Annotated in this window: 18 protein-coding genes and 3 tRNA genes; 8 read left to right on the top strand and 13 right to left on the bottom strand. The window is 67.2% G+C overall.

Annotated elements, in window-relative coordinates:
* Nucleotides 1–15: 15 nt before the first annotated feature.
* The 6 genes from ACIA76_RS15865 to ACIA76_RS15840 form a co-directional block, all read right to left on the bottom strand.
* The gene (locus tag ACIA76_RS15865) at nt 16–1962 is read right to left on the bottom strand and encodes an ABC transporter ATP-binding protein (RefSeq protein ID WP_397152501.1); all 1947 of its coding nucleotides are present in this window, start codon (nt 1960–1962) and stop codon (nt 16–18) included.
* Nucleotides 1916–3778, bottom strand: coding sequence for an ABC transporter ATP-binding protein (locus ACIA76_RS15860; protein WP_397152500.1), 1863 nt, complete (start codon nt 3776–3778; stop codon nt 1916–1918). Before ACIA76_RS15860 ends, ACIA76_RS15865 begins: the two co-directional genes overlap by 47 nt.
* 204 nt (nt 3779–3982) lie before the next feature.
* Nucleotides 3983–4744 carry a maleylpyruvate isomerase family mycothiol-dependent enzyme gene (locus ACIA76_RS15855; RefSeq protein ID WP_397152499.1) on the bottom strand — a complete coding sequence of 254 codons (762 nt, stop codon included), beginning with the start codon at nt 4742–4744 and terminating at the stop codon, nt 3983–3985.
* A gap of 116 nt (nt 4745–4860) precedes the next feature.
* Nucleotides 4861–5688: a DUF998 domain-containing protein gene (locus ACIA76_RS15850; protein WP_397152498.1), complete on the bottom strand. Its 828-nt coding sequence runs from the start codon at nt 5686–5688 to the stop codon at nt 4861–4863.
* Nucleotides 5689–5767: 79 nt separating this feature from the next.
* Complete coding sequence (locus ACIA76_RS15845) at nt 5768–6226, bottom strand: very short patch repair endonuclease (RefSeq protein ID WP_397152497.1); 459 nt, start codon at nt 6224–6226, stop codon at nt 5768–5770.
* Between the two features lie 41 nt (nt 6227–6267).
* Entirely contained in the window at nt 6268–7410 is a 1143-nt protein-coding gene (locus ACIA76_RS15840) for a DNA cytosine methyltransferase (protein ID WP_397152590.1), read from the bottom strand.
* 599 nt (nt 7411–8009) lie between these two features.
* Between ACIA76_RS15840 and ACIA76_RS15835 the strand changes: the two genes are divergently transcribed.
* Nucleotides 8010–8486, top strand: coding sequence for a DUF4189 domain-containing protein (locus tag ACIA76_RS15835; protein WP_397152496.1), 477 nt, complete (start codon nt 8010–8012; stop codon nt 8484–8486).
* A 60-nt stretch (nt 8487–8546) separates the two neighbouring features.
* Here ACIA76_RS15835 and ACIA76_RS15830 read toward each other — a convergent pair whose 3' ends face one another.
* The 3 genes from ACIA76_RS15830 to ACIA76_RS15820 all read right to left on the bottom strand — a co-directional run bounded on the left by ACIA76_RS15830 (nt 8547) and on the right by ACIA76_RS15820 (nt 9814).
* A complete protein-coding gene (locus ACIA76_RS15830; protein WP_397152495.1) occupies nt 8547–9161 on the bottom strand; it encodes an MspA family porin in 615 nt (204 codons plus the stop codon).
* 454 nt (nt 9162–9615) lie between these two features.
* Nucleotides 9616–9688, bottom strand: a tRNA-Arg gene (locus tag ACIA76_RS15825).
* Between the two features lie 39 nt (nt 9689–9727).
* Nucleotides 9728–9814: transfer RNA gene (locus ACIA76_RS15820), tRNA-Ser, on the bottom strand.
* A 551-nt stretch (nt 9815–10365) separates the two neighbouring features.
* Here ACIA76_RS15820 and hisC point away from each other — a divergent pair.
* Nucleotides 10366–11439 (top strand): histidinol-phosphate transaminase, encoded by a 1074-nt coding sequence (hisC, locus tag ACIA76_RS15815; protein ID WP_397152494.1) that lies wholly within the window; start codon nt 10366–10368, stop codon nt 11437–11439.
* Between the two features lie 4 nt (nt 11440–11443).
* Here the strand turns inward: hisC and ACIA76_RS15810 are convergent, their stop codons facing one another.
* Complete coding sequence (locus ACIA76_RS15810; RefSeq protein WP_397152493.1) at nt 11444–12544, bottom strand: alpha/beta hydrolase; 1101 nt, start codon at nt 12542–12544, stop codon at nt 11444–11446.
* Nucleotides 12545–12593: 49 nt separating this feature from the next.
* A complete protein-coding gene (locus ACIA76_RS15805) occupies nt 12594–13622 on the bottom strand; it encodes a HoxN/HupN/NixA family nickel/cobalt transporter (protein WP_397152492.1) in 1029 nt (342 codons plus the stop codon).
* Between the two features lie 125 nt (nt 13623–13747).
* On the opposite strand from ACIA76_RS15805, the gene ACIA76_RS15800 reads away from it, so the two are divergent.
* Nucleotides 13748–13832, top strand: a tRNA-Ser gene (locus ACIA76_RS15800).
* 1 nt (nt 13833) lies between these two features.
* On the opposite strand, the gene ACIA76_RS15795 is transcribed toward ACIA76_RS15800, so the two are convergent.
* Nucleotides 13834–14322, bottom strand: a complete 489-nt coding sequence (locus ACIA76_RS15795; protein WP_397152491.1) for a MarR family winged helix-turn-helix transcriptional regulator — start codon at nt 14320–14322, stop codon at nt 13834–13836.
* Nucleotides 14323–14497: 175 nt separating this feature from the next.
* Here ACIA76_RS15795 and ACIA76_RS15790 point away from each other — a divergent pair, with 175 nt between their 5' ends.
* Nucleotides 14498–15487, top strand: a complete 990-nt coding sequence (locus ACIA76_RS15790) for an NAD(P)H-quinone oxidoreductase (protein ID WP_397152490.1) — start codon at nt 14498–14500, stop codon at nt 15485–15487.
* Here the strand turns inward: ACIA76_RS15790 and ACIA76_RS15785 are convergent.
* Nucleotides 15484–16686 carry a cysteine desulfurase-like protein gene (locus ACIA76_RS15785; RefSeq protein ID WP_397152489.1) on the bottom strand — a complete coding sequence of 401 codons (1203 nt, stop codon included), beginning with the start codon at nt 16684–16686 and terminating at the stop codon, nt 15484–15486. The genes ACIA76_RS15790 and ACIA76_RS15785 overlap by 4 nt on opposite strands.
* 256 nt (nt 16687–16942) lie before the next feature.
* Here ACIA76_RS15785 and ACIA76_RS15780 point away from each other — a divergent pair, with 256 nt between their 5' ends.
* The 4 genes from ACIA76_RS15780 to ACIA76_RS15765 are packed head-to-tail and all read left to right on the top strand — an operon-like array spanning nt 16943 to nt 20181.
* Nucleotides 16943–17533 (top strand): bacterial proteasome activator family protein, encoded by a 591-nt coding sequence (locus ACIA76_RS15780; protein ID WP_397152488.1) that lies wholly within the window; start codon nt 16943–16945, stop codon nt 17531–17533.
* Between the two features lie 23 nt (nt 17534–17556).
* Nucleotides 17557–18450, top strand: a complete 894-nt coding sequence (locus tag ACIA76_RS15775) for an ABC transporter permease (RefSeq protein WP_397152487.1) — start codon at nt 17557–17559, stop codon at nt 18448–18450.
* Nucleotides 18451–18457: 7 nt separating this feature from the next.
* Nucleotides 18458–19279 (top strand): ABC transporter ATP-binding protein, encoded by an 822-nt coding sequence (locus ACIA76_RS15770; protein WP_397152486.1) that lies wholly within the window; start codon nt 18458–18460, stop codon nt 19277–19279.
* Nucleotides 19276–20181: a glycosyltransferase gene (locus tag ACIA76_RS15765; RefSeq protein ID WP_397152485.1), complete on the top strand. Its 906-nt coding sequence runs from the start codon at nt 19276–19278 to the stop codon at nt 20179–20181. The genes ACIA76_RS15770 and ACIA76_RS15765 overlap by 4 nt, the downstream gene beginning before the upstream one ends.
* Nucleotides 20182–20381 lie beyond the last annotated feature (200 nt).

The following is a 20381-nucleotide window of genomic DNA, read 5'->3' as shown; positions in this document are numbered from 1 at the left end:
CACATCCGCCTCCGACTAGACCAGCGATTCCCGCCATGCGGTGTGCAGCGTCGCGAAACGACCGGTGGCGGCGATCAATTCGGCCGGACTACCGTCCTCGACGACCCGCCCGCCCTCGAGGACCAGCACCCGGTCGGCGATCGCGACCGTGGAGAGGCGATGCGCGATGATCACGGCAGTGCGCTCGCGCAGCACGGTCTCCAGGGCGCGCTGCACCTGCCGCTCACCCGGAATGTCGAGGCTGGAGGTGGCCTCGTCCAGCACGATCACCGACGGATCGGCCAGGAAGACGCGTGCGAAGGCGACCAGCTGACGCTGACCGGCCGACAGCCGCCCACCGCGTTTGCGCACATCAGTGCCGAACCCCTCCGGCAGCGACATGACGAAGTCGTAGAGGCCGACCGCGCGGGCCGCCGCATGCACCTCGGCATCGGTCGCCTCGGGCCTGCCGAGCCGGATGTTGTCGGCGACCGAGCCGGAGAACAGATACGCCTCCTGGGTCACCATCGCGACATTGCGGCGCAGGTCGGTGTCGGAGATCCCGCGCAGGTCGATACCGTCGAGGCGGACCGCGCCGCCGGACGGATCGTAGAAGCGGGCGATCAACTTCGCGAACGTCGACTTGCCCGCACCCGTGGCACCGACCAGCGCCACCACCTGGCCGGCCGGAATGGTCATCGAAAACAGCGGCAGCACTGGCCTTTTCGCCACCTCGCCACTGGTTTCCTCGTCGCCCTGGGTCTTTCGCGCTGGATACTCGAAATACACGTCTTGCAAATGCAATTCGCCCCGAGGGTGCTCCAGCTTGCGGGGTTCGGCCGGTTCGGCGACGGTCGGCTGCTCCTCCAGCACGCCGGACACCCGCTCCAGCGCCGCGGCCGCGGACTGGTAGGAGTTGAACACCTGCGCGAGCTCGTCCAGCGGCCCGTAGAACTGTCGCAGATACAGCAGGAACGCCGCCAGCACGCCGATCTCGGTGTGGCCGTGGATGACTCGCCACGCGCCGACCACGAGGATCACCACCGTGGAGGCGTTGTTGATCAACCGCACCAGGCCGATGTAGCTGGCCATACCGCGCAGCGCGGAGGTATTGGCCTCGCGGTAGGCGGCGTCCTCGTCGGCCAGGATGGTCTCGTTGCGCCGCTCCCGCCGGAACGTCTGCACCGCCCGGATGCCGCCCATCGTCTCCACGAAGTGCACGACGACCTTCGCGATCGCGCCGCGGGTGCGTCGGTATCCGGCCCGCTGCCGCCGCTGCGCCCAGCGCGTGACGAACACCAGGGGCACGAATCCGGCTAAAACCACCAGCGCCAGCGGAATATCGAGATACAGCAGGATGACCGCGATCGTGCCGACCGAAAGCACCGCGCTCAGCGCGTCGTTGAGCGCCCGCTCGAGCAGATCCTCGAGCGATTCCAGATCGCTGGTGAGGCGCGCGACGATCTTGCCCGAGGTGTAGTTCTCGTGGAAGGCGATCGACAGCCGCTGCACATGCGTGAACACCCGCAGACGCAGGTCGAACAGCACCTGCTGGCTGAGCCGGCCGGAGATCCGCAGGAACAGGAAGGTGGTCAGCCCGCCCAGCAGGGCGCACCCGGTGGCGCCGCCGACCGCGAGTGCCAACGGCGCCCAATCCCCCGCCCGCGCCCGGCCCACGCCGGTATCGAGGCCGTGCGCGATGAACAGCGGCGCGGACACCATGGCCGCGTTATCGATCACGATCAACACCAGCGACCACAGCGCGGCCACCCGATACGGCCGCACCAGCGACCACAGCAGCCGCCGCGAACGGGCGGCCAGGGCCAGGTTCACCGCATCGGTGGCCTCGGATTCCTCGGCGGCGACGCCGCGCCACTCCTGTTCGAGCGAATCCGCCTGGGTGGCAGGCGGTTCCGCGACCGCGAGCGAGCCATGGTCAGTGCTGCCGTTCTGCGGCGAATTCGGTTGCTGCGGCTGTGTCATCGAGGTCACCTCCCATCAGTTCGCGGTAGCGCGGACAGGTTTCGAGCAGGCGCTCGTGCGGGCCGTCGGCGATGATGCGGCCGCCGTCGAGCACGGCCACCCGGTCCGCCCAGGCGGCCGTGGACGGGCGGTGGGCCACCAGCAGCACGGTCGCCCCGGCGAGTGCGGTCTGCAACCGGGTCTGGACCTCTACCTCGGTGGTGACGTCCAGCGCCGAGAGCGGATCGTCGAGCACGACGAGGTGGCCACCGGCATGCCGCTGCCGATTGAGCACCGCGCGAGCCAGCGCCAGGCGCTGCCGCTGGCCGCCGGACAGGCTCAGGCCCTGCTCGCCGATCCGGGTTCGCAGACCCCATGGCAGCTCGTCGACGAATTCGGTGGCGCGCGCGACATCGAGGGCCGCGCGGACCTGCGCCGTCGTGGCGTCCGGATAACCCAGCGTGATGTTCTCGCGCACGCTGGCGGAGAACAGCACCGGATCCTCGAAGGCAACCGAGACGACCGTGCGCAGTTCGGCCAGCGGCAGATCGCGCAGATCGACCCCGTCGACGGTGACCGCGCCCGCACTCACATCGAACAGCCGCGGCACCAGGCCCAGCAGTGCGGATTTACCACTGCCGGTGGCACCGACCACCGCGACCGTCTCGCCCGGCCGGATCCGCAGCGAAACATCATGCAACAGATCATGTTCGGCGTCGGGGAAGCGGAAACGCACGTTCTCGAAACGCAATTCACCGCGCAGCGACCGCGGCAGCGGCACCGGATGCCGCGGATCGAGGATCGTGATCGGGGTGTCGATGATCTCCCAGTACCGCTCGGCCGCGGTGCGGGCGTGGTTCAACTCGGCCAGCAGGAAACCCAGGCCCATGATCGGCCACTGCAGGAAGGTGGCGAGCGTGATGCCCGCGACCAGCGTGCCCAGCGTCATCGCCTGCTGCACCAGCAGATATCCGCCGATCGCCAGCGCGGCCGCGATGCCCAGGCCGGACAGCAGGTTCAGCGCCGTCCACAGCCGGGCGGCGAGGCGCACCTTATCCATCTCGAGGTTCTGCAGCACGAGCGATTGGCGGCGGAACCGCTGCCCGAACCACGGCCCGCGCCCGAACGCCTTCAGCACCCGGATGCCCTGAGCGGACTCCTCGACCGTCGTCGCGAGATCGCCCGACTGGTCCTGAGCCCGGCGCGAGGCCCGGCCGTACTCCTCTTCGAACCGCAGCGACAACAACACCAGCGGGACCGCGATCGCCGACTGCACCAGGCCGATCTGCCAGCTGAACACGAACAGCAGCCCCAGACCCACCACCAGGCCGCCGATCAGCGATACCAGCGACGGCGCGACGAATGCGAAATACCTTCGCAGCGTGGACATATCGGTGATGGCGCGCGAGGTCAGCTGCCCCGACTCCATCCCGTCGTGCGCACCCACCGACAGGGTCTGCAACCGGCGGAACAGCTTGCCGCGCAGATCGACCTCGAGGCGGGCGGCCGGACGGGCGATGATCCAGCGCCGGGACCAGGCCGTGCACGTGCTGATCACGCCGAGCACGGTGACGATCGCGATCGGCCACCACACACCGGCGAAATCGCGATGCGCGACCGGTCCGTCCACGATGTGCCCGGTCAGCAGCGGCAGCCCGATATCGCAGAGCATGCCGATCCAGGACAGGGTCGCGCTGGCGAACAGCGCATAGCGATACGAGCGGATATCCGGCCACAACCGGCTCAGCGGCCCGGATCGCGGCGCACGGGACGGTTCCGGTGACCGGATACTGTCGGCCTCCGTATCGGACGAGGCTCCCGCCAGGGCGATGGACAACAGTTCTCCCCCTTCATCGTTCAGCAGGATTCGGTCCCCGACCCGTCGAACATGGTCGTGCAGCGCGCACCTGGGGTATGGACCTCCAGGCTGCCAGCTACCGCCGCTCCCGCCAACCGATTTTCGCCCCGATCCGAACCCCTACGGCGCGGCTGTGACTGCCGTCTCGAGGCGTGTCACGAGGTGACCGTTGCCACCGATCCGTCACAGCCAGGCGGATAGCACCGGCAGGTCGCCACTGAGATCCGCGCCGTCGGAGCGACCGATGAGCCAGGCCAGGACGTCATGTGCCGGGCCCGAGATCTTTGCCGTCGGGGCCGGGCCGATCGTGGCGGCGTAGCCGGTGTCGGTGGTCTCGATCGTGAAGCTGGGTGGAAGCGGCTGGGACGGATCCGATGTCATGGGCTTGGCGCCGGCCGGGCGGTTGGAGGCGGCCGCGAGATCCAGGGCGTCGACCCGCTCGGTGAGCATGCGGGCGACGAAGTCGGCGGGCCAATCCTGGGATCGGTAGCCGATATTCAGATCCACATGGTGAATCTCGATCTCGCGCAGGCGAAGCCAGGGCACCGTGGACGCCGGGAGCTCCTTGCCGGTGCGGGCACGCACCCGGTAGGTCCAGCGGTCGGCGGGCATCGTGCGCGCCAGGGCCAGCCAGCGGTCGGCGGTGGTGCGCAGATCGTCCCGCTGTTCCGCGATCGCGCGCGGCGCACCCGTCTCGATATCGGAATCGCGCAGGAATTGGCTTGCGTACTGCGGAGTTTCGATTCCGGTGCGCGCCCACAGCAGCAGGTTCAGCAGGCCGTCGGCATTGCGCGCCAGATGCGCGAGCAGATGCCCGCGGGTCCAGTCGGGCAGCAGCGACGGTGCGGGCACATCGTCATCGGTGAGTTTCGCCACGGCATCCATCAGGCGCCCCGTGGCCCGATCGACGGTGTCGAGCAATGGTTCCGGCGTGTCGCTGGTCACAAGTGTCGAGATTACTCATCGCGACGGCCGCTCGTCCCCCGGGATTCTCAGGTTTCTCCGATCATCGCCACGGACCCCTGCCAGTCGACGCTGTCACCGTGGGCTTATGAACACGATCATCGAAGTTGTCGTCCTGGCCCTGATGGTGGCGGTATTCGCCGCGATGGCCGTATCCGGTGCGGTCGCGTCCTCGGCGCCGCGGTCGCTGGTGACCGTGCGGGATCGTCGTCGTTGAGCGCGCGCTCGGCCACCCAGATCTGCACCGCGAGCGCGATCAGCCACAGCGACATCGATCCGACCTGGATCCGCTGGGCGATGCCGAGCGCATAGTTGCCGGGCAGATTGTCCGCGATCAGCATCCAGATCGTTACCACCGAACCCAGCACGAGGATCCACAGGCCCGCATGCCGCAGGATGGGCCAGCGCCGATAACGGAACGCGGCCACGCTGAATCCGATCATCGCCACGAAGATCGAGGTCACCGCCAAGGTACTGGTCAGGGCGTGGATCTGATGCAGCTGCGGGAACAGCCCGCTGTCGGCCTGACAGTCGTCGCAGGGTCGCAGCGGCCATTGCGCGTCGGCGATCGTCGCGGCGCCGAAACAGCCGAGAGCCACCCAGGCCAGCGTGGACAACGGGCGCAGAGAGAACGCGAACAGCCCCGCGAGCGCGGCGACCAATGCCAGCGTGCCGGTGATTGTATCGGCGGCGGAGAACACCCAGCCGTACGAACGGCCCTGCGCATCGAGTTCGCTCAGGAACGACCTGACCGGATTCAGGCCCAGCGGCAGCACGAATTCCAAAACCCACGACGAATAGCAGATCCCGGCAAGGGCGATGGCCGCGGCGATACACCAGCGCAGCACCCGAGGGCGTCTGCGCTCGGGCGGTGCCTGCCGTTCCAGCACGGCCACCGCCGCGCCGCTATCCTCGCTCGACGTCATTGCCCTCGTCCCTGAGGTCTCGTCGGCCCCGACCCAAGACTGGTCGGACGGTTCTCATGCCTTCCCGTTCCATCATGAACTATCGATCGGCCAATGCCGCCCGTACCCGTTCGGCCGCGTCGACCGCGCTCTCGTGCTCCCAGACCCGCACCACCAGCCAACCCGCCGCGGTCAACCGGGCATCGGTGTCCCGGTCGCGGACCACATTCGCGGCCAGTTTGTCGGCCCACCACTGGGCGTTGTTCTTGGGCCGGGTGGCGTGCTGCGGGCAGCTGTGCCAGAAACAGCCGTCCACATAGACCGCGACCTTGCGGCGTGGGAAGACCAGATCGGCCCGGCGGCGCAGCCCGACCAGCGGGGCGCGGTCGACGAAGTAGCGATATCCGCGGCGGTGTAGTTCCTTGCGCAGGGCCGTCTCCGGGGCGGTACCGCTGCGGCGCTGACGCGACATCCGGGCGCTGGTCACGGCGTCGGTCGCCGGTCGTCCGGAGGGCATACACGTCCTGTTCAGCATGCCGACTCGCGGAAATGTTCCCATTCCACAAGTCTGTGCGCGGAAGTATTAGGTCTTCATGAGGCTCAGGCCGCCTCCCGCGGAGAGCCTCCCATTCGGAGCAGATGATTCTCCATATCCGCGATGAAGCCGGGCGGAAACCGCAGATTGCCGCGCGCGGCCCGGCGCAGGAATCCGGCGGTGGCCCGGGGCGACAGCAGCCGGGCGTCGTCGAGGAACCAGCGCAGATCCTCGTAGGGCTCGTGCACCGGCCAGGTCGACACCGGCACGCGATAGGCCTGTCCGTCCCGCCCCCAGGCGGCCGTCGGCCAGCGCTGGCCCGACAGCGGCAGCTCATCGGGCAGCGGATCGTCGGCGGGTGCGGCCAGCCGCGCGCCGACCCAGGAGGCCATGCGCACGCTGACGGCATTGCCGACCAGTTTCCAGCGATGTCCGGGCCGCACGCCCGCGGCGGTCAGCGCGGGTGTCGTCCAGTCCCGTGAAAAGCCCTGCAGCCGTTCGGCGTCGGTGATTCCGGGGGTGATGATCTCCCCCGACGGCAGTCGCACCGCGGGCGGGCTGGCGATCCCCAGAGCGGATCCGCCCTTCAGGGTCGGCACGGCGTTGACCGCCCAGCCCAGCCCGCGCACACCCTCGGTCCAGTAGAAACCGCACGGATCGCTGCCCGGATCGCCGATCGTGCGCGGACCGGCATCGGTGCCGAACAGCACCGGGCGCGGGTCCTCGGTGCGTGAGGCCAGCATCAGCACCCGCTGACGGCGCTGCGGCAGCCCGAACGCCCGCGCGTCCACCACGCGGTATGCCCAGGTGTATCCGAGCTCCTCCAGGGCGGCGGTGATGTGGCGCATGGCCTGCCCGCGGCCCAGCTGCAGCATGAACGGGACGTTTTCGATCAGCAGCCAGCGCGGTCCGCGCCGACGCCGCACGAGCCGGAAGACCTCGTCCACCAAACCCGATCGAGCGCCGGTGATTCCGGCCGTGCGCCCGGCCTGCGACAGGTCCTGGCAAGGGAATCCCGCGGCCACGAGATCGGTGCCGGACGGCAGCGCCCGCAATCGGGTGACATCGCTGTGCAATTCGACCTGCGGGAACCGCGCGGCCAGTACGGCCCGCGCGCCGAGATCGATCTCACACAGCAGTTCGGACTCCCAGCCGGACGCGCCCAGCCCGAGCTCGAGTCCGCCGATCCCGGCGAACAGCCCGACCATCCGCGCGCCCGTCACACCTGTCCTTTCGCCCGAGTCCGGAACGGGCTCCGGCGTCCACCGCGCCGGGCCCGGGCAAGCACGTTACTCGAGCCGAACCGCACAGTCAGCGATCGACACCGCAACATTCGGGCGAAAACAATTGTGGCCCACGGATTTCAATCGGTCAGGAAGAGTTCTGCGGTGGTCGGGAGCCCGTGTGGCATGGGCATTACTCGATGAACTGCCAGGTCACACCCATCATCGCATGGCATGTGCGACGGTCGCGGACACCCTATCGCCGAGACTGATAGCGCTTTGCAATCGGTTTCCGAATCCGGACGGCACCGACGTGAGCAGAGCCACTCGGTCGCCGCGCCTCCGGTTGTCCGGCGCGGGGCCGGAAAGCGTCGTATCCAGCCGTGGTGGACGAATGATCGATAAGTGACACACGCGGGTTAACAGGCCGCGCGAGGCTGTCGATGAGCCCAGCGATCCGTATGAGCGGATCCGATTTCGAAGAAAGGCTCCCACGCCCCGGTCGACACAGCCGGTCCTCATCCGCATTCGAAATTGGGTGAACAATCGCCGAATCGGCGATGTACATACGTAATTGGAGAGTTATGAAAGCGATTTCCTTGGCCAAGCTCGCACTCGTCGGCGCCGTAGTGGGCGGCTCGTGCGCGATAGCGGCCGTCCCCGCACATGCCGACGGCTGGAATTGGACCGCGGTGGCCCTGTCGCAGGCCAGTGGTTTCGTCAACGCGGTGGCGGATCGCTCCAGCGCCGACGACGCCAGCGGGGCGGCGGTCGCGGCCTGCAATCAGCGCATCCCCGCACCGACCGGATCCTTTGGGGCCCCGCATGACTGCGCCACGGTACTGGCCTTCGCCAGCGGCAAATGCGGTGCGGTCTCCGTGGGCAAGCAGGATCCGTCCGCGGCGGAAAGCTACGCCAACGACGAGGCCGGCGTCCCCCGTAGCTCGAAAAACGTCTACACGTGGTCCCTTGGCAACAATCTGACCGAAGCCGATATCGACGCGGTGGTCAAAAACCCCGGACGCGACGTCAAGATCCTCTGGTCGGACTGCCAGTCCTGATCTCGGTAAGGCGCTCGGCTGGGTTTCCCAGCCGGGCGTTTCGGCAACTCGGACAGGCTGTTACAACCAGGTCGGGTCGCCGTACACCGAATAGGCATCGTCGGCGTTCGGGGTCGACACCGAGACCGTGGCGAAGGTGCGGATGCTGACATACCCGCCGCAGCCATCGATCTTGACATCGACCTCGCGCACATGCGCCGATCCATAGGCACTGGCCAGCGGTTTGGTTCCCAGCGTGACGGTCGTGATGCCGCCGGGTTGCAAGGTGGTCGAGATATTCGGGCTCACACCGGCATTCGCACCCGCATTGCCGCCGACGTTATCGCCGGGCGACTGCGAGATCGTCAGGCCGCCATTGACGCCCACACTCAATCCGAGGTTGAGTCCCGTACCCACGGTGACTCCCGAGGACACATTGATCATGCAGCCGATCTGCACCCCCGTCGACACCGTGCCCGACATCACCGGCGCCCGCCCGCTACCACCAATCGACGCAACGGCTTTCACCGAGACGAACGCCTCCCGAGTAAAGGCCGTCGCGGCCAGATTCGGCCATCGATTGAGCTGCTCCTCGACCTTGTACAACGAAACCTGCCACCCGTCATCGGTCTCGAATTCCCCGAACTTGTCCGCCAGCGCATCGGCCCGAGCCACACCCCACCCCAGAAACACCATCAACACCGATGCGAGCACAACCACATAACGGGCACGACCCGACAAACGGCACCTCCGAATGAAAGCTGGAACCCCGACCCGCCGAGCCGACAATCGTCGACCGAACCAGCAACATACACAGAGCTGGGCAAGCCGACATCCCAACACGCCAACGCGAAACAGGACTGGGCAGCCGAACGTCTTTCACGATCCGGCTACTGAACGGCAAAGGGCCGATCGCTCAGCGACGCAAGGTCATTGACGGTCAGGATTCGCCCGCACGCCCACCAGGGCCTCGTTCCGGCGGCATCGAACTCCGTTGCACCCCTCGACCTTCCCGACGGCGCTACGGGCCGCATAGCGGGGCGTAATCGCCTCCGGATTTCCCGGCCCGAGTGTTTCCGGAGCCCGGTAGGCGAAAACCCTTGGATAAGAAGAAATCCCCTATGGCCGATGACCATAGGGGATTTCGCTGTGCGCCCGGAGAGACTCGAACTCCCAACCTTCTGATCCGTAGTCAGATGCTCTATCCGTTGAGCTACGGGCGCATGCTCATCTTCAGTTGTACCCGGCTAGGCCGGGCGTAGCGGAGGCGAGAGGATTTGAACCTCCGGTCCCCGTGAAGGGACAACTCATTAGCAGTGAGTCCCATTCGGCCGCTCTGGCACGCCTCCTGGAGCCTTCTCGTCGAGGGCTCAAGTCCTTTCGAACCGCCGAGACGCAAGAGTACAGATCGACCGCTCAGTAAGCAAAACGGCTGGTCAGCGCAGTGACTGTCGAACCAATCGAAGATTCTGGTGCGGGCATCGATCGCGGTGTTGTCATCGTCGGCATGTGCGCCGAGGCCCGGCTCGTCGGCGCGGTGGTGCAGACCGGGCGCCACCACGATCCAGCCCTCGCCCGCGAGCGAATCCAGAAACTCCAGCAATGCCTCGGCGAACTCCCGCGCCTCATGCAGTACGACGATTCCGCCACGCGCGTCACCGTCGGGTTCGAGCACGGTGATGGGCACCCCGGCCGACGCGGCCCAGGGTCGCCGATCCGGGGTCTCGGGACCGGTGTCGCGCGCCCGCGCACGATCCCGATATACGACCGACATGGATCCCGGGTAGTTCGCCTATATAAAGTTCGGGAGAACTCGCATGTTAGGGGTGGTCGGCGGGAAATCTTCCGGCCGAGACGACACTCGGGTCACGATCCTCCGGCACGTTCTAGGGTGGTTGATGTGACCGCTCGCATTCGTCCGGACCTCGAGTCCATCCCCGCATACACTCCCGGCCGCAGCAATCCGGGTGCGGTGAAACTGGCCAGCAACGAGACCACCTTCGGCCCGCTGCCGACGGTGGCCAAGGCCATCGCCGAGGCCGCCGACCTCGCCAACCGATATCCGGACAACGTCGCCGGCGAACTTCGCGCGGCCGTCGCGCGATTCCACGGCGTCGAGGTGGCGAATGTCGCGATCGGCTGCGGCAGCGTGGCACTGTGCCAGGAAGTGGTCCAGATCACCTGTGCCGCACCGACGGACGAGGTGATGTTCGCGTGGCGGTCGTTCGAGGCGTATCCGATCGTCACCCAGGTGGGCAACGCGCGGGCGGTGCGGGTGCCGCTGACCGACGGCTACGCGCACGATTTCGCCGCGATGACCGCCGCGATCACCGAGCACACCAAGCTGATCTTCGTCTGCAATCCGAACAACCCGACCGGCACCGCCTACGGGCGCACCGAACTGGAGCGATTCCTCGATACGGTGCCCGAGCACATCCTGGTCGTGCTGGACGAGGCGTACTACGAATACCTGCGCGTCGAGGATCATCCCGACGGTGTGGAGATCGGCCGGACCCGGCCGAATGTCATTGTGCTGCGGACCTTCTCGAAGGCCTACGGGCTGGCCGGACTGCGGGTGGGCTACGCCGTCGGCGATCCCACGGTGATCACGGCGCTCCTGAAGGTACACATCCCGTTCAGCGTGAACCGGCTCGCGCAGGCGGCCGCCATCGCCTCCCTCGAGGCGCGCCCGGAACTGCTGGACCGCACCGATAAGGTGATCGCGGAGCGGAATCGGGTGCGCGAGGCCCTGCGGGCCGCCGGGTACAGCGTGCCGCAGAGTCAGGCGAACTTCCTGTGGCTACCGCTGGGCGACCACAGCGTGGCCTATGCCGAGGCCAGTGCGGAGGCCGGAGTTCTGTTGCGGCCCTATGCCGCCGACGGTGTCCGGGTGACAGCGGGCGATCAGCATGAGAACGATCTGTTCCTCGCCTTCGCCACCGATCCCGCGGTGACCGCCCGATTCCTCGGCTGAGCCGTCAGCCGACGCCCAGCGCGCCCGCGAGAGTGGGCCAGGCCCTGGGCAATTCGTCGGCCCAGTAGGGCCATGAGTGGGTGCCGACCGGCCGCAGATCCACCGCGGCCGGAATGCGCATGCGCTCGAGCCGATCGGCCAGCGCCAGCGTGCAGGCGTTGGCGGCGGCCTCGAGCGGTCCACCGAAGGTGATCGAGGTCGGATAATCCGGATTGCCGGGCGCGTCGTACGGGCCCGGCAGGCCGCTGGACGCCGACAGGAAGATCGCGGTGCCGCGCAGGGCGTCTGCGTGGGTCATCACATCGTGGGCGAGCCAGTCCGGATCGCTCTCCTTACCGAACATGTTGTTCGGATCGCCGCCGTAGGTGCGCACCACGGCCCGCGCCTGAGCCTGTCCCAGATCCGAACCCATGGCGTAGCAACCGCTGTGGGCCGCGACGCCGCGATAGACGCCCGGATTGCGCATCGCGAGCATCATCGCCGCCTCCGCGCCCATCGAGACGCCCTCGATGGCGTCACGGCCGTTACCGTCGAAGGTCGCATCGATCAGCGGGGGCAGCTCGTGGATGAGGAACGTCTCCCATTGGTTGTCGCCCAGCACCGGATCCGCACGCTGCCAGTCGGTGTAGTAGCCAGCCGGACCGCCGACCGTCAGCACGACGTTGATCGGTTTGTCGGCGAAGAACTCCACCGCGCCCGCGCGCTCGGCCCAATTGTTGCTGTCCTTGACCGCGCTGCGGCCGTCGAGCATATAGAGGGTGGGCCGCGGGCGACTGCGGTCGGCGGGCAGCAGAATCTGAACCTCCACCGTGCGTTCCATCGCAGGCGATTTCACGAATACTCGCAGGCGGCGGTCGGTGATCGGTTCGATGTGATCGATCGAGGCCACCGCCGGACGGGGATCGTCGGCCAACGGTGCTGGACCGTCGGCCGATCCGGAGTTGACCGGTGGGGAGGCGGGGGCGGCGACGACCGGTGCCGCGTGGAAGGCCGCACCGAGCAGCAGTGCGGCGCTGGCGAGGGCGCCGGACAGTCGACGCCGGAACCGGCGACGAACCATGGCGCCATCCTGCCAGAGCGCGGCGAGTGCGTCGAAGCAGCTCATGTCCGAGTCGCCACGAAAGTGACCCGTGACACACGAATTCGATAGGGGCTCAGTCGAGCAGTCGCGCGCTCCAGCGCCGTTCGATATCGGCGAAGCGCCACACCGCCACCGCCGCCACCCAGGTCAGCACGAACAGCCCGACGATGATGAAGCCCAGCGCACCCAGATCCAGATTGCCGATCCAGCCGACGATTCCGGAGTCCACGCCCGCCTTCTCCACCAGCAGCGAGATCAGTTCCTGCCCGCCGACCAGCAGCGCCACCGCCACCGACAGTCCGGTGATCACCAGGTTGTAGTAGATCTTGCGGATGGGCCGCACGAACGCCCAGCCGTAGGCGTAGCTCATGAATGAGCCGTCCAGCGAATCGAACAGCGACATCCCCGCCGAAAACAGCACGGGCAGCACCAGAATCGCGTACCAGGGCAGCCCGGTCGCGGCCGCGCCGCCCGCGATCACCAGCAGACCCACCTCGGTGACGGTGTCGAAGCCCAGGCCGAACAGCAGCCCGACCGCGTACATATGCCGGGGCCGACGCACGGTGCGCATGACGGGCCCCACCACGCGCGCGATCACGCCGCGCGGCTCCAGGGCCCGCGTCAGATCGACCTCGTCCGCCTCGCCCCGGCGCAGGCGCCGGAACACGCCCCAGATCCCCAGCAGCGAGGCGAGATTCAGCAGTCCGATGAGAATCAGGAACGCACCCGAGACGCTGGTACCCCACAGCCCCGTCCAGCGCTGCAGCGCGGAGTGATCGTCCGCCAGATCGATCGCCAGCGCCCGCACACCCATCGCGAGCAGCGCGACCAGGACGAACACCACCGAGGAGTGGCCGAGGGAGAACCAGAACCCGACCGACTGCGACCGTGCTCTGCCCTTTTCCGCCACCAGCTTTCGGGTGACGTTATCGATGGCGACGATGTGATCGGCATCGAAGGCGTGCCGCATACCCAGGGTGTACGCGGTGATCCCCAGCCCGACCCCGTAGACCGCCCCGTTCACCATGTGATGCTGCGGCACAACCAGAAACAGCAGCGTCCCCCAGCCGATCACATGCAAACCCACCACGGCGACCGCCATACCCACAACGCTGCGCACCACCAACCCCGCTTCCCGATCGAGCCGGTCGATCGTAGCGCCGCCCGAGTTGCATACCTTGCCCCGATCGCCAGTACTCTGAAAGCGCTTCGGCATCCCCGAAGCAAGGTGGGTTGCCCGAGCGGCCTAAGGGAACGGTCTTGAAAACCGTCGTGGTTCACGCCACCGTGGGTTCAAATCCCACACCCACCGCCTACTGGCGGTTGTTGAGTTCCTTATCGATCAGTTCGAAGACCTCGCCGATGACGGTGAGTTGTTCGGGGGTGAGCAGGTCGACGAAGTCGCGGCGGACGGCGGTGACGTGGCCGGGGGCCGCGGTGTGCAGGCGGCGCTGGCCCTCCTCGGTGAGGTGGGCGCGGACGCCGCGGCCGTCTTCCTCGGCGCTGGTGCGGCGGACCATGCCCAGGGCTTCCATGCGGCGGATCTGATGGGTGAGGCGGCTGCGGGAGGACAGGACGCCGTCGGCCAGATCGCTCATGCGCAGCGACAGGTCCGGTGATTCCGACAGCAGGACCAGGATGCGGTATTCGGGCAGGGTCAGATCGCTGTCGCGCTGCAGCTGCCGGTTCAGTTCCGACATCAGGCGCTGATGTCCGTCCATATACGCGCGCCACGCGCGCTGTTGAGCCGAGCTGAGCCATCTCGGCCCCGGCGCCGGTCGACTGCTCGGTTCCTCAGCCATATGGTCATTCTATTAGCCGCGAAAAGGAGGCATGTGAGCAGGTCAGCGGGCGATCGACAGCTGACCCGCCGCTCCGGGTCGCACGAGCTGCGGCGCGGGGGGCGAGGCCGCCGAAACGGCCGAACGCGAAGCCGTCCAGCGGTAGTGACAACCCCGGCGTCGTAAGGTCACGGGTATGTACGCAGTGACACTCGACGGATTCGGCGGGCCCGAGGTGATGCGATGGACGGAGGTCCCGGATCTGCCGCCGCCCGGGCCCGGCGAGGTGTCGATCGACGTGACCGCGGCCGGGGTGAACCGGGCCGATCTGCTGCAGCGGCAGGGGAACTATCCGCCGCCGCCCGGGGCGAGCGATACCCTCGGCCTGGAATGCTCCGGGGTGATCGCGGAAGTCGGTGCGGGCGTACAGGATTGGCGGCCCGGTGAGCGGGTCTGCGCATTGCTGTCCGGGGGTGCGTACGCCGAGCGGGTGGTCGTGCCCGCCGCGCAGGTGCTGCCGATTCCGGACGGTATGGATACCGCCACCGCGGCGGCGCTGCCGGAGGTTTCGGCCACGGTCTGGTCGAATCTGGTGATGCGCGCGGGACTGCACGCCGGACAGCTGCTGCTGATCCACGGCGGCGGCAGCGGAATCGGCACGCATGCCATTCAGGTGGCGGTGAGCCGGGGCGCGCGGGTCGCGGTGACCGCGGGTTCGGCGGCCAAACTGGATCGCTGCAAGGAACTCGGCGCGAACATCCTCATCAACTACCGCGAGGAGGATTTCGTCGCGGTCCTCGGCGAATTCGACGGCGCCGACATCATTCTGGACAATATGGGCGCGGCCTATCTGAGCCGCAATGTCGACGCGCTCGCCGCCGACGGCCAGCTGTGCGTCATCGGTATGCAGGGCGGCATCCAGGGCGAGGTGAATCTCGCGACGCTGCTCGGCAAGCGCGGCACCATCCATGCCACCAACCTCCGCCGCCGCCCGGCCACCGGCCGCTCCAGCAAGGCCGAGATCATCGCCGAACTCCAGCGCCACCTCTGGCCCCTGATCACCGACGGCACCGTCGTCCCCGTCGTGCACGCCGAGATTCCGGCCGTCGAGGCCCCCGAGGCCCACCGCCTCCTGGACGCATCCGAAACGGTCGGCAAGGTGCTGCTGCGAATCCGCGACAACTAGTCGAGGGCCGCGAGCGCCCTGCCCAGCTGATCGATCTCGAATTTCGTTGTGTAGGGCGCCAATCCGATCGTCACCGCGCCGCCCTCGTCGTTCACGCCGAGGGCGTCGAGCAGGCGGCTGCCGCCGTGGACGCCGCTCAGGGTGCCGATGCGGTGGTCGGCCAGGCGGGCGGAGACCTTCTCGGCCTGCAGGCCCGCGATGGTGAAGCTGACCGTCGGGATCCGGGTCGAGGCGCGGCCGATCACCGTGAGATTCGGGATGCGGTCGAGCACCTCCATCAGATGTTCGAACAGGTGGTCGTGATAGTCCTGCAGGGAGGTGATCGAGATCTCCAGCCGCTCGCGGCGGGTGCCGCCGGCCTGTTCGTCGAGTGCGGCCAGATAGTCGATCGAGGTGGTCAGCCCGGCCAGCAGCGCGTACTGATGGCCGCCGACCTCGAGCCGCTCCGCGCCCTTGGCATACGGATTCAGCGACATCGACGGAATGCGATCGAGGAAGGCCGGATCCCGGAACACCAGCGCGCCGATCTGCGGCCCGCCCCACGCCGGGGCGGACAGCGCGACGACATCCGCGTTGAGTTCATCGATATCGATCAGCGCATAGGGCGCGGCGCCGAAGCAGTCGGCCACCAGCAGCCCGCCCACCTCGTGCACGCGATCGGCGGCCACGCGCACCGCGGGCGCCGAGCCCACGATCGGCGAGGCGGCCGTCAGGGCCACCAGACGCGCGGTGGGCCCGATCAATTCCTCGAACTGCCACGCGGGCATCTCGCAGGTCTCGATCTCCACCTCGGCCCAACGCACATGGGCCCCATAGCGATTGGCGATCCGCAGCCACGGCGCGACATTCGCCTCATCGTCCAGGCGCGACAGCACGATCCCGGTGCCCAGCCCCAGCCGCGAACTCAACGATTCGGCCAGCCAGGCCAGCAGCACCGCCCGATCCGGGCCGAGCACGACCCCGGCCGGATCGCCACCGACCAGATCCGCCACCGCCTCGCGCGCGGCGTCCAGAATGCCCGAACTGCGCTTGGCCGCCGCATGCCGATTCGTATGCGAGAAGGCGGAGGTGCGGAAACCCGTTGATACGGCGCGAGATACCGAATCCGGGACCAGCATGCCCGCCTGCGGGTCCAGGTGGATCCAGCCGTCGCCCAGGGACGGTATCAGGCCCCGAACCCTCGCGACGTCGTAAGTCATGTTGGCCACTCTAAGCGCAGCGGCCGAGTCGGCGTAACCGTGTCAGCGGCAACCGATCGGTTGTCGGCGCCCGCACACCGAACGCGCGGGTAACCGGGCGAGATATCACGCAGCATGGCGACCGACTTTCAGCAAACCGAAACCACGAGGCGGACAAGACCGCAACAGGATACTTGCGGTCACGAACGTACATACCCCCAACGGGCACCCCTCCCCGACTTAGCGTGCGACGCCGGGACGGGACATGATGGGGAACATGACGCACTCGGACGGAGCACCGGATTCCATCGTGGTGATCGGGCCCGAAGGTCGCCCGTTGATCATTCCCGCCAGCGCACAGGGCGAAACGTCGATCACCGATGGGATGGCCGACGACGAAGACGAAACAGGCGAGACCAAGGACATCAAGGACGAATCGCTCGCCGATATGGTCGAACAGCCGGCCAAGGTGATGCGCATCGGCACCATGATCAAACAACTGCTCGAGGAGGTGCGCGCGGCACCGCTCGACGATGCCAGCCGCACCCGGCTCAAGGAAATCCACAAATCCTCGATCCGCGAACTCGAACAGGGTCTGTCGCCGGATCTGCGCGACGAATTGGAGCGCCTCGCGCTGCCGTTCACCGACGATTCCATACCCTCCGATGCCGAATTGCGCATCGCCCAGGCCCAGCTGGTGGGCTGGCTGGAGGGGCTGTTCCACGGAATTCAGACCGCGCTGTTCGCCCAGCAGATGGCCGCGCGAGCGCAGCTCGAGCAGATGCGGCACGCGCTGCCACCGGGCCTGCAGGGTCAGCGCGAGGGTGCTCCGGGCGGTCCGTCGTCCGCTAGCGGCCAGTATCTGTAGCCACTGCGCTACAGTCGAGCACTGTGCCTGCAGCTGCTCCAGCCGATTCGGCAACCGCCGAACAGCGCCCGGTCGACGCCTCGGTACCGCTAGTGTCCGATTCGCAGTCGTTCGCCCGGGCGTTCAAGGACTTCCGAGGCGGTTTCACGCAGCGCGAGCTGTGGTTGTCGCTGGGCTGGCAGGACATCAAGCAGCGGTATCGGCGCTCGGTGCTCGGCCCGTTCTGGATCACGATCTCGACCGCGGTGCAGGCGGCCGCCATCGGCCTGCTGTACGCGACCATTCTCAACCAGCCGCTGTCGAAGTATCTGCCGTACGTGACAGTCGGCATCATCGTCTGGAATGTGATCGAGGCCAGCATCCTCGAGGGTTCCGAGGTGTTCATCGCCAACGAGGGACTGATCAAACAGCTGCCCTCGGCGTTGAGCGTGCATGTGTACCGGTTGGTGTGGCGGCAGTTCCTGTTCTTCGTGCACAACATGGCCATCTACGTGGTGGCACTGGTCGCGTTCAGCGTCTGGCGTGATCTGCACTGGACCGCCCTGCTGGCCGTACCGGGCATCCTGCTGCTGTTCCTCAACGCCATGTGGGTCTCGATCGCGTTCGGCATCTTCAGCACCCGCTACCGCGATATCGCCCCGATCCTCGGCAGTCTCACGCGCATGCTGTTCGTGCTGACACCGGTCATGTGGTCGGCGACGGTGCTGCACAACCAGGGTGGGACGGTCAGCGATCGCGCCCGCCTGGTCGAACTGGTCCCGACCTACCACTACCTCGAGATCGTGCGGGCGCCGCTGCTGGGCGAGCCGATCGTGCTGCGGCACTGGATCGTCGTGCTCACCATTACCGTGGCGGGCTGGGCATTGGCGATACTTGCCATGAAGAGATTCCGTTCCCGCGTTCCCTATTGGGTGTGAAGGCTCGATGACCGACCACGTGAGTATCGAAACCCACAACGCCTGGGTGGAGTTTCCGATCTTCGACGCGAAATCGCGGTCGTTGAAGAAGGCCTTTCTCGGCAAGGCGGGCGGCTCGATCGGACGCAACAAGTCCGATGTCGTGGTCGTCGAGGCGCTGCGCGATATCACCCTGTCGCTGAAGGAAGGCGATCGGGTCGGCCTGGTCGGCCACAACGGCGCGGGGAAATCGACTCTGCTGCGGCTGCTTTCGGGTATCTACGAACCGACTCGGGGCAGCGCGCGGGTGACCGGGCGGGTGGCGCCGGTATTCGATCTCGGCGTCGGCATGGATCCGGAGATCTCCGGCTACGAGAACATCATCATCCGCGGCCTGTTCCTCGGGCAGACCCGCAAGCAGATGATGGCCAAGGTCGACGAGATCGCCGATTTCACCGAATTGGGCGAATACCTCAATATGCCGCTGCGCACCTACTCCACCGGTATGCGAGTGCGCCTGGCCATGGGCGTGGTGACCTCGATCGATCCGGAAATCCTGCTGCTCGACGAGGGCATCGGCGCGGTCGACGCGGAATTCATGAAGAAGGCCCGGCACCGGCTACGCGATCTCGTCGCGCGCTCGGGAATCCTGGTGTTCTGCAGCCATTCCAACGAATTCCTCGCCCAGCTCTGCGATACCGCGATGTGGATCGATCACGGGCAGTTGAAGATGCAGGGCGGGATCGAGGACGTCGTGCGGGCCTATGAGGGGCCCGAGGCCGGGGACCATGTCGCGCAGATCCAGCGCGAGCTGGAAAAGGAACGGGAACTGGAGCGTAACTCCGCATGACCGAATACGGCGGAACGGCCAAGATCATCGCGGTGGTCGTCACCCACAAACGCCGGGAACTGCTGGCCGAATCGCTGAAGGTGCTGTCCGCCCAGACCCGTCCGGTCGATCATCTGATCGTGGTCGACAATGCCAACGAGCCCGAGGTGCGCGAGCTGGTCGGGCAGCAGCCGATCGAATCGACCTATCTGGGTTCGGAGCACAATCTCGGCGGCGCGGGCGGTTTCGCGCTGGGCATCCTGCACGCGCTGACCCTGGGCGCGGACTGGGTCTGGCTGGCCGACGACGACGGCCGCCCCGAGGGTCCGGAAGTGCTTGCGACGCTGGTGGATTGCGCCAAGCGGCACGGGCTGGCGGAGGTCTCGCCGGTGGTCGCCGATATCGACGATCCGGATCGGCTGGCCTTCCCGCTGCGGCGCGGGGTGGTGTGGCGGCGGCTGCGCTCGGAACTGGGTGACGAGGACTTCCTGCCCGGCATCGCCTCGCTGTTCAACGGCGCGCTGATCTCCGCCGCCGCGGTGGATGTGATCGGTGTCCCGGATCTGCGGCTGTTCGTGCGCGGCGACGAGGTCGAGGTGCATCGCCGCCTGGTGCGCTCGGGCCTGCCGTTCGGCACCTGCCTGCAGACGGCCTATCTGCATCCCAATGGTTCGGCCGAATTCAAGCCGATCCTGGGCGGGCGCATGCATACCCAGTATCCGGACGATCCGGTCAAGCGCTACTTCACCTATCGCAACCGCGGCTACCTGATGTCGCAGCCCGGTATGCGCAAGCTGCTGCCCCAGGAGTGGGCCCGCTTCTCCTGGTTCTTCCTTGTACAGCAACGGGATCCGGCCGGACTGGCGGAATGGCTGCGGCTGCGGCGGCTCGGGCGGCGCGAACAGTTCCACAAGCCGGACTAGATCCGCCCCACGGAAAATGGATTGCGGTCCGCGCGGCGGGCTGTCATCGTTGTATTCAGACACAGACGGTAAGCGTCGGAAGGTCGAAGGAGGTGGAGTACGTGCAGGGCAACATTCGGGTTGTGCCGGTTCGGCAGCGACTGGGAGACGAAAGTCGCGCCGCCATATGTACTTCCACCTTCTCACCGATGCACTGAGCC

Origin of the sequence: Nocardia sp. NPDC051570, assembly GCF_044454005.1 — a bacterium.
Classification (GTDB): domain Bacteria; phylum Actinomycetota; class Actinomycetes; order Mycobacteriales; family Mycobacteriaceae; genus Nocardia.
The sequence above is the reverse complement of the archived record's forward strand: the minus strand, read 5'-3'. Positions and strand labels throughout refer to the sequence as shown.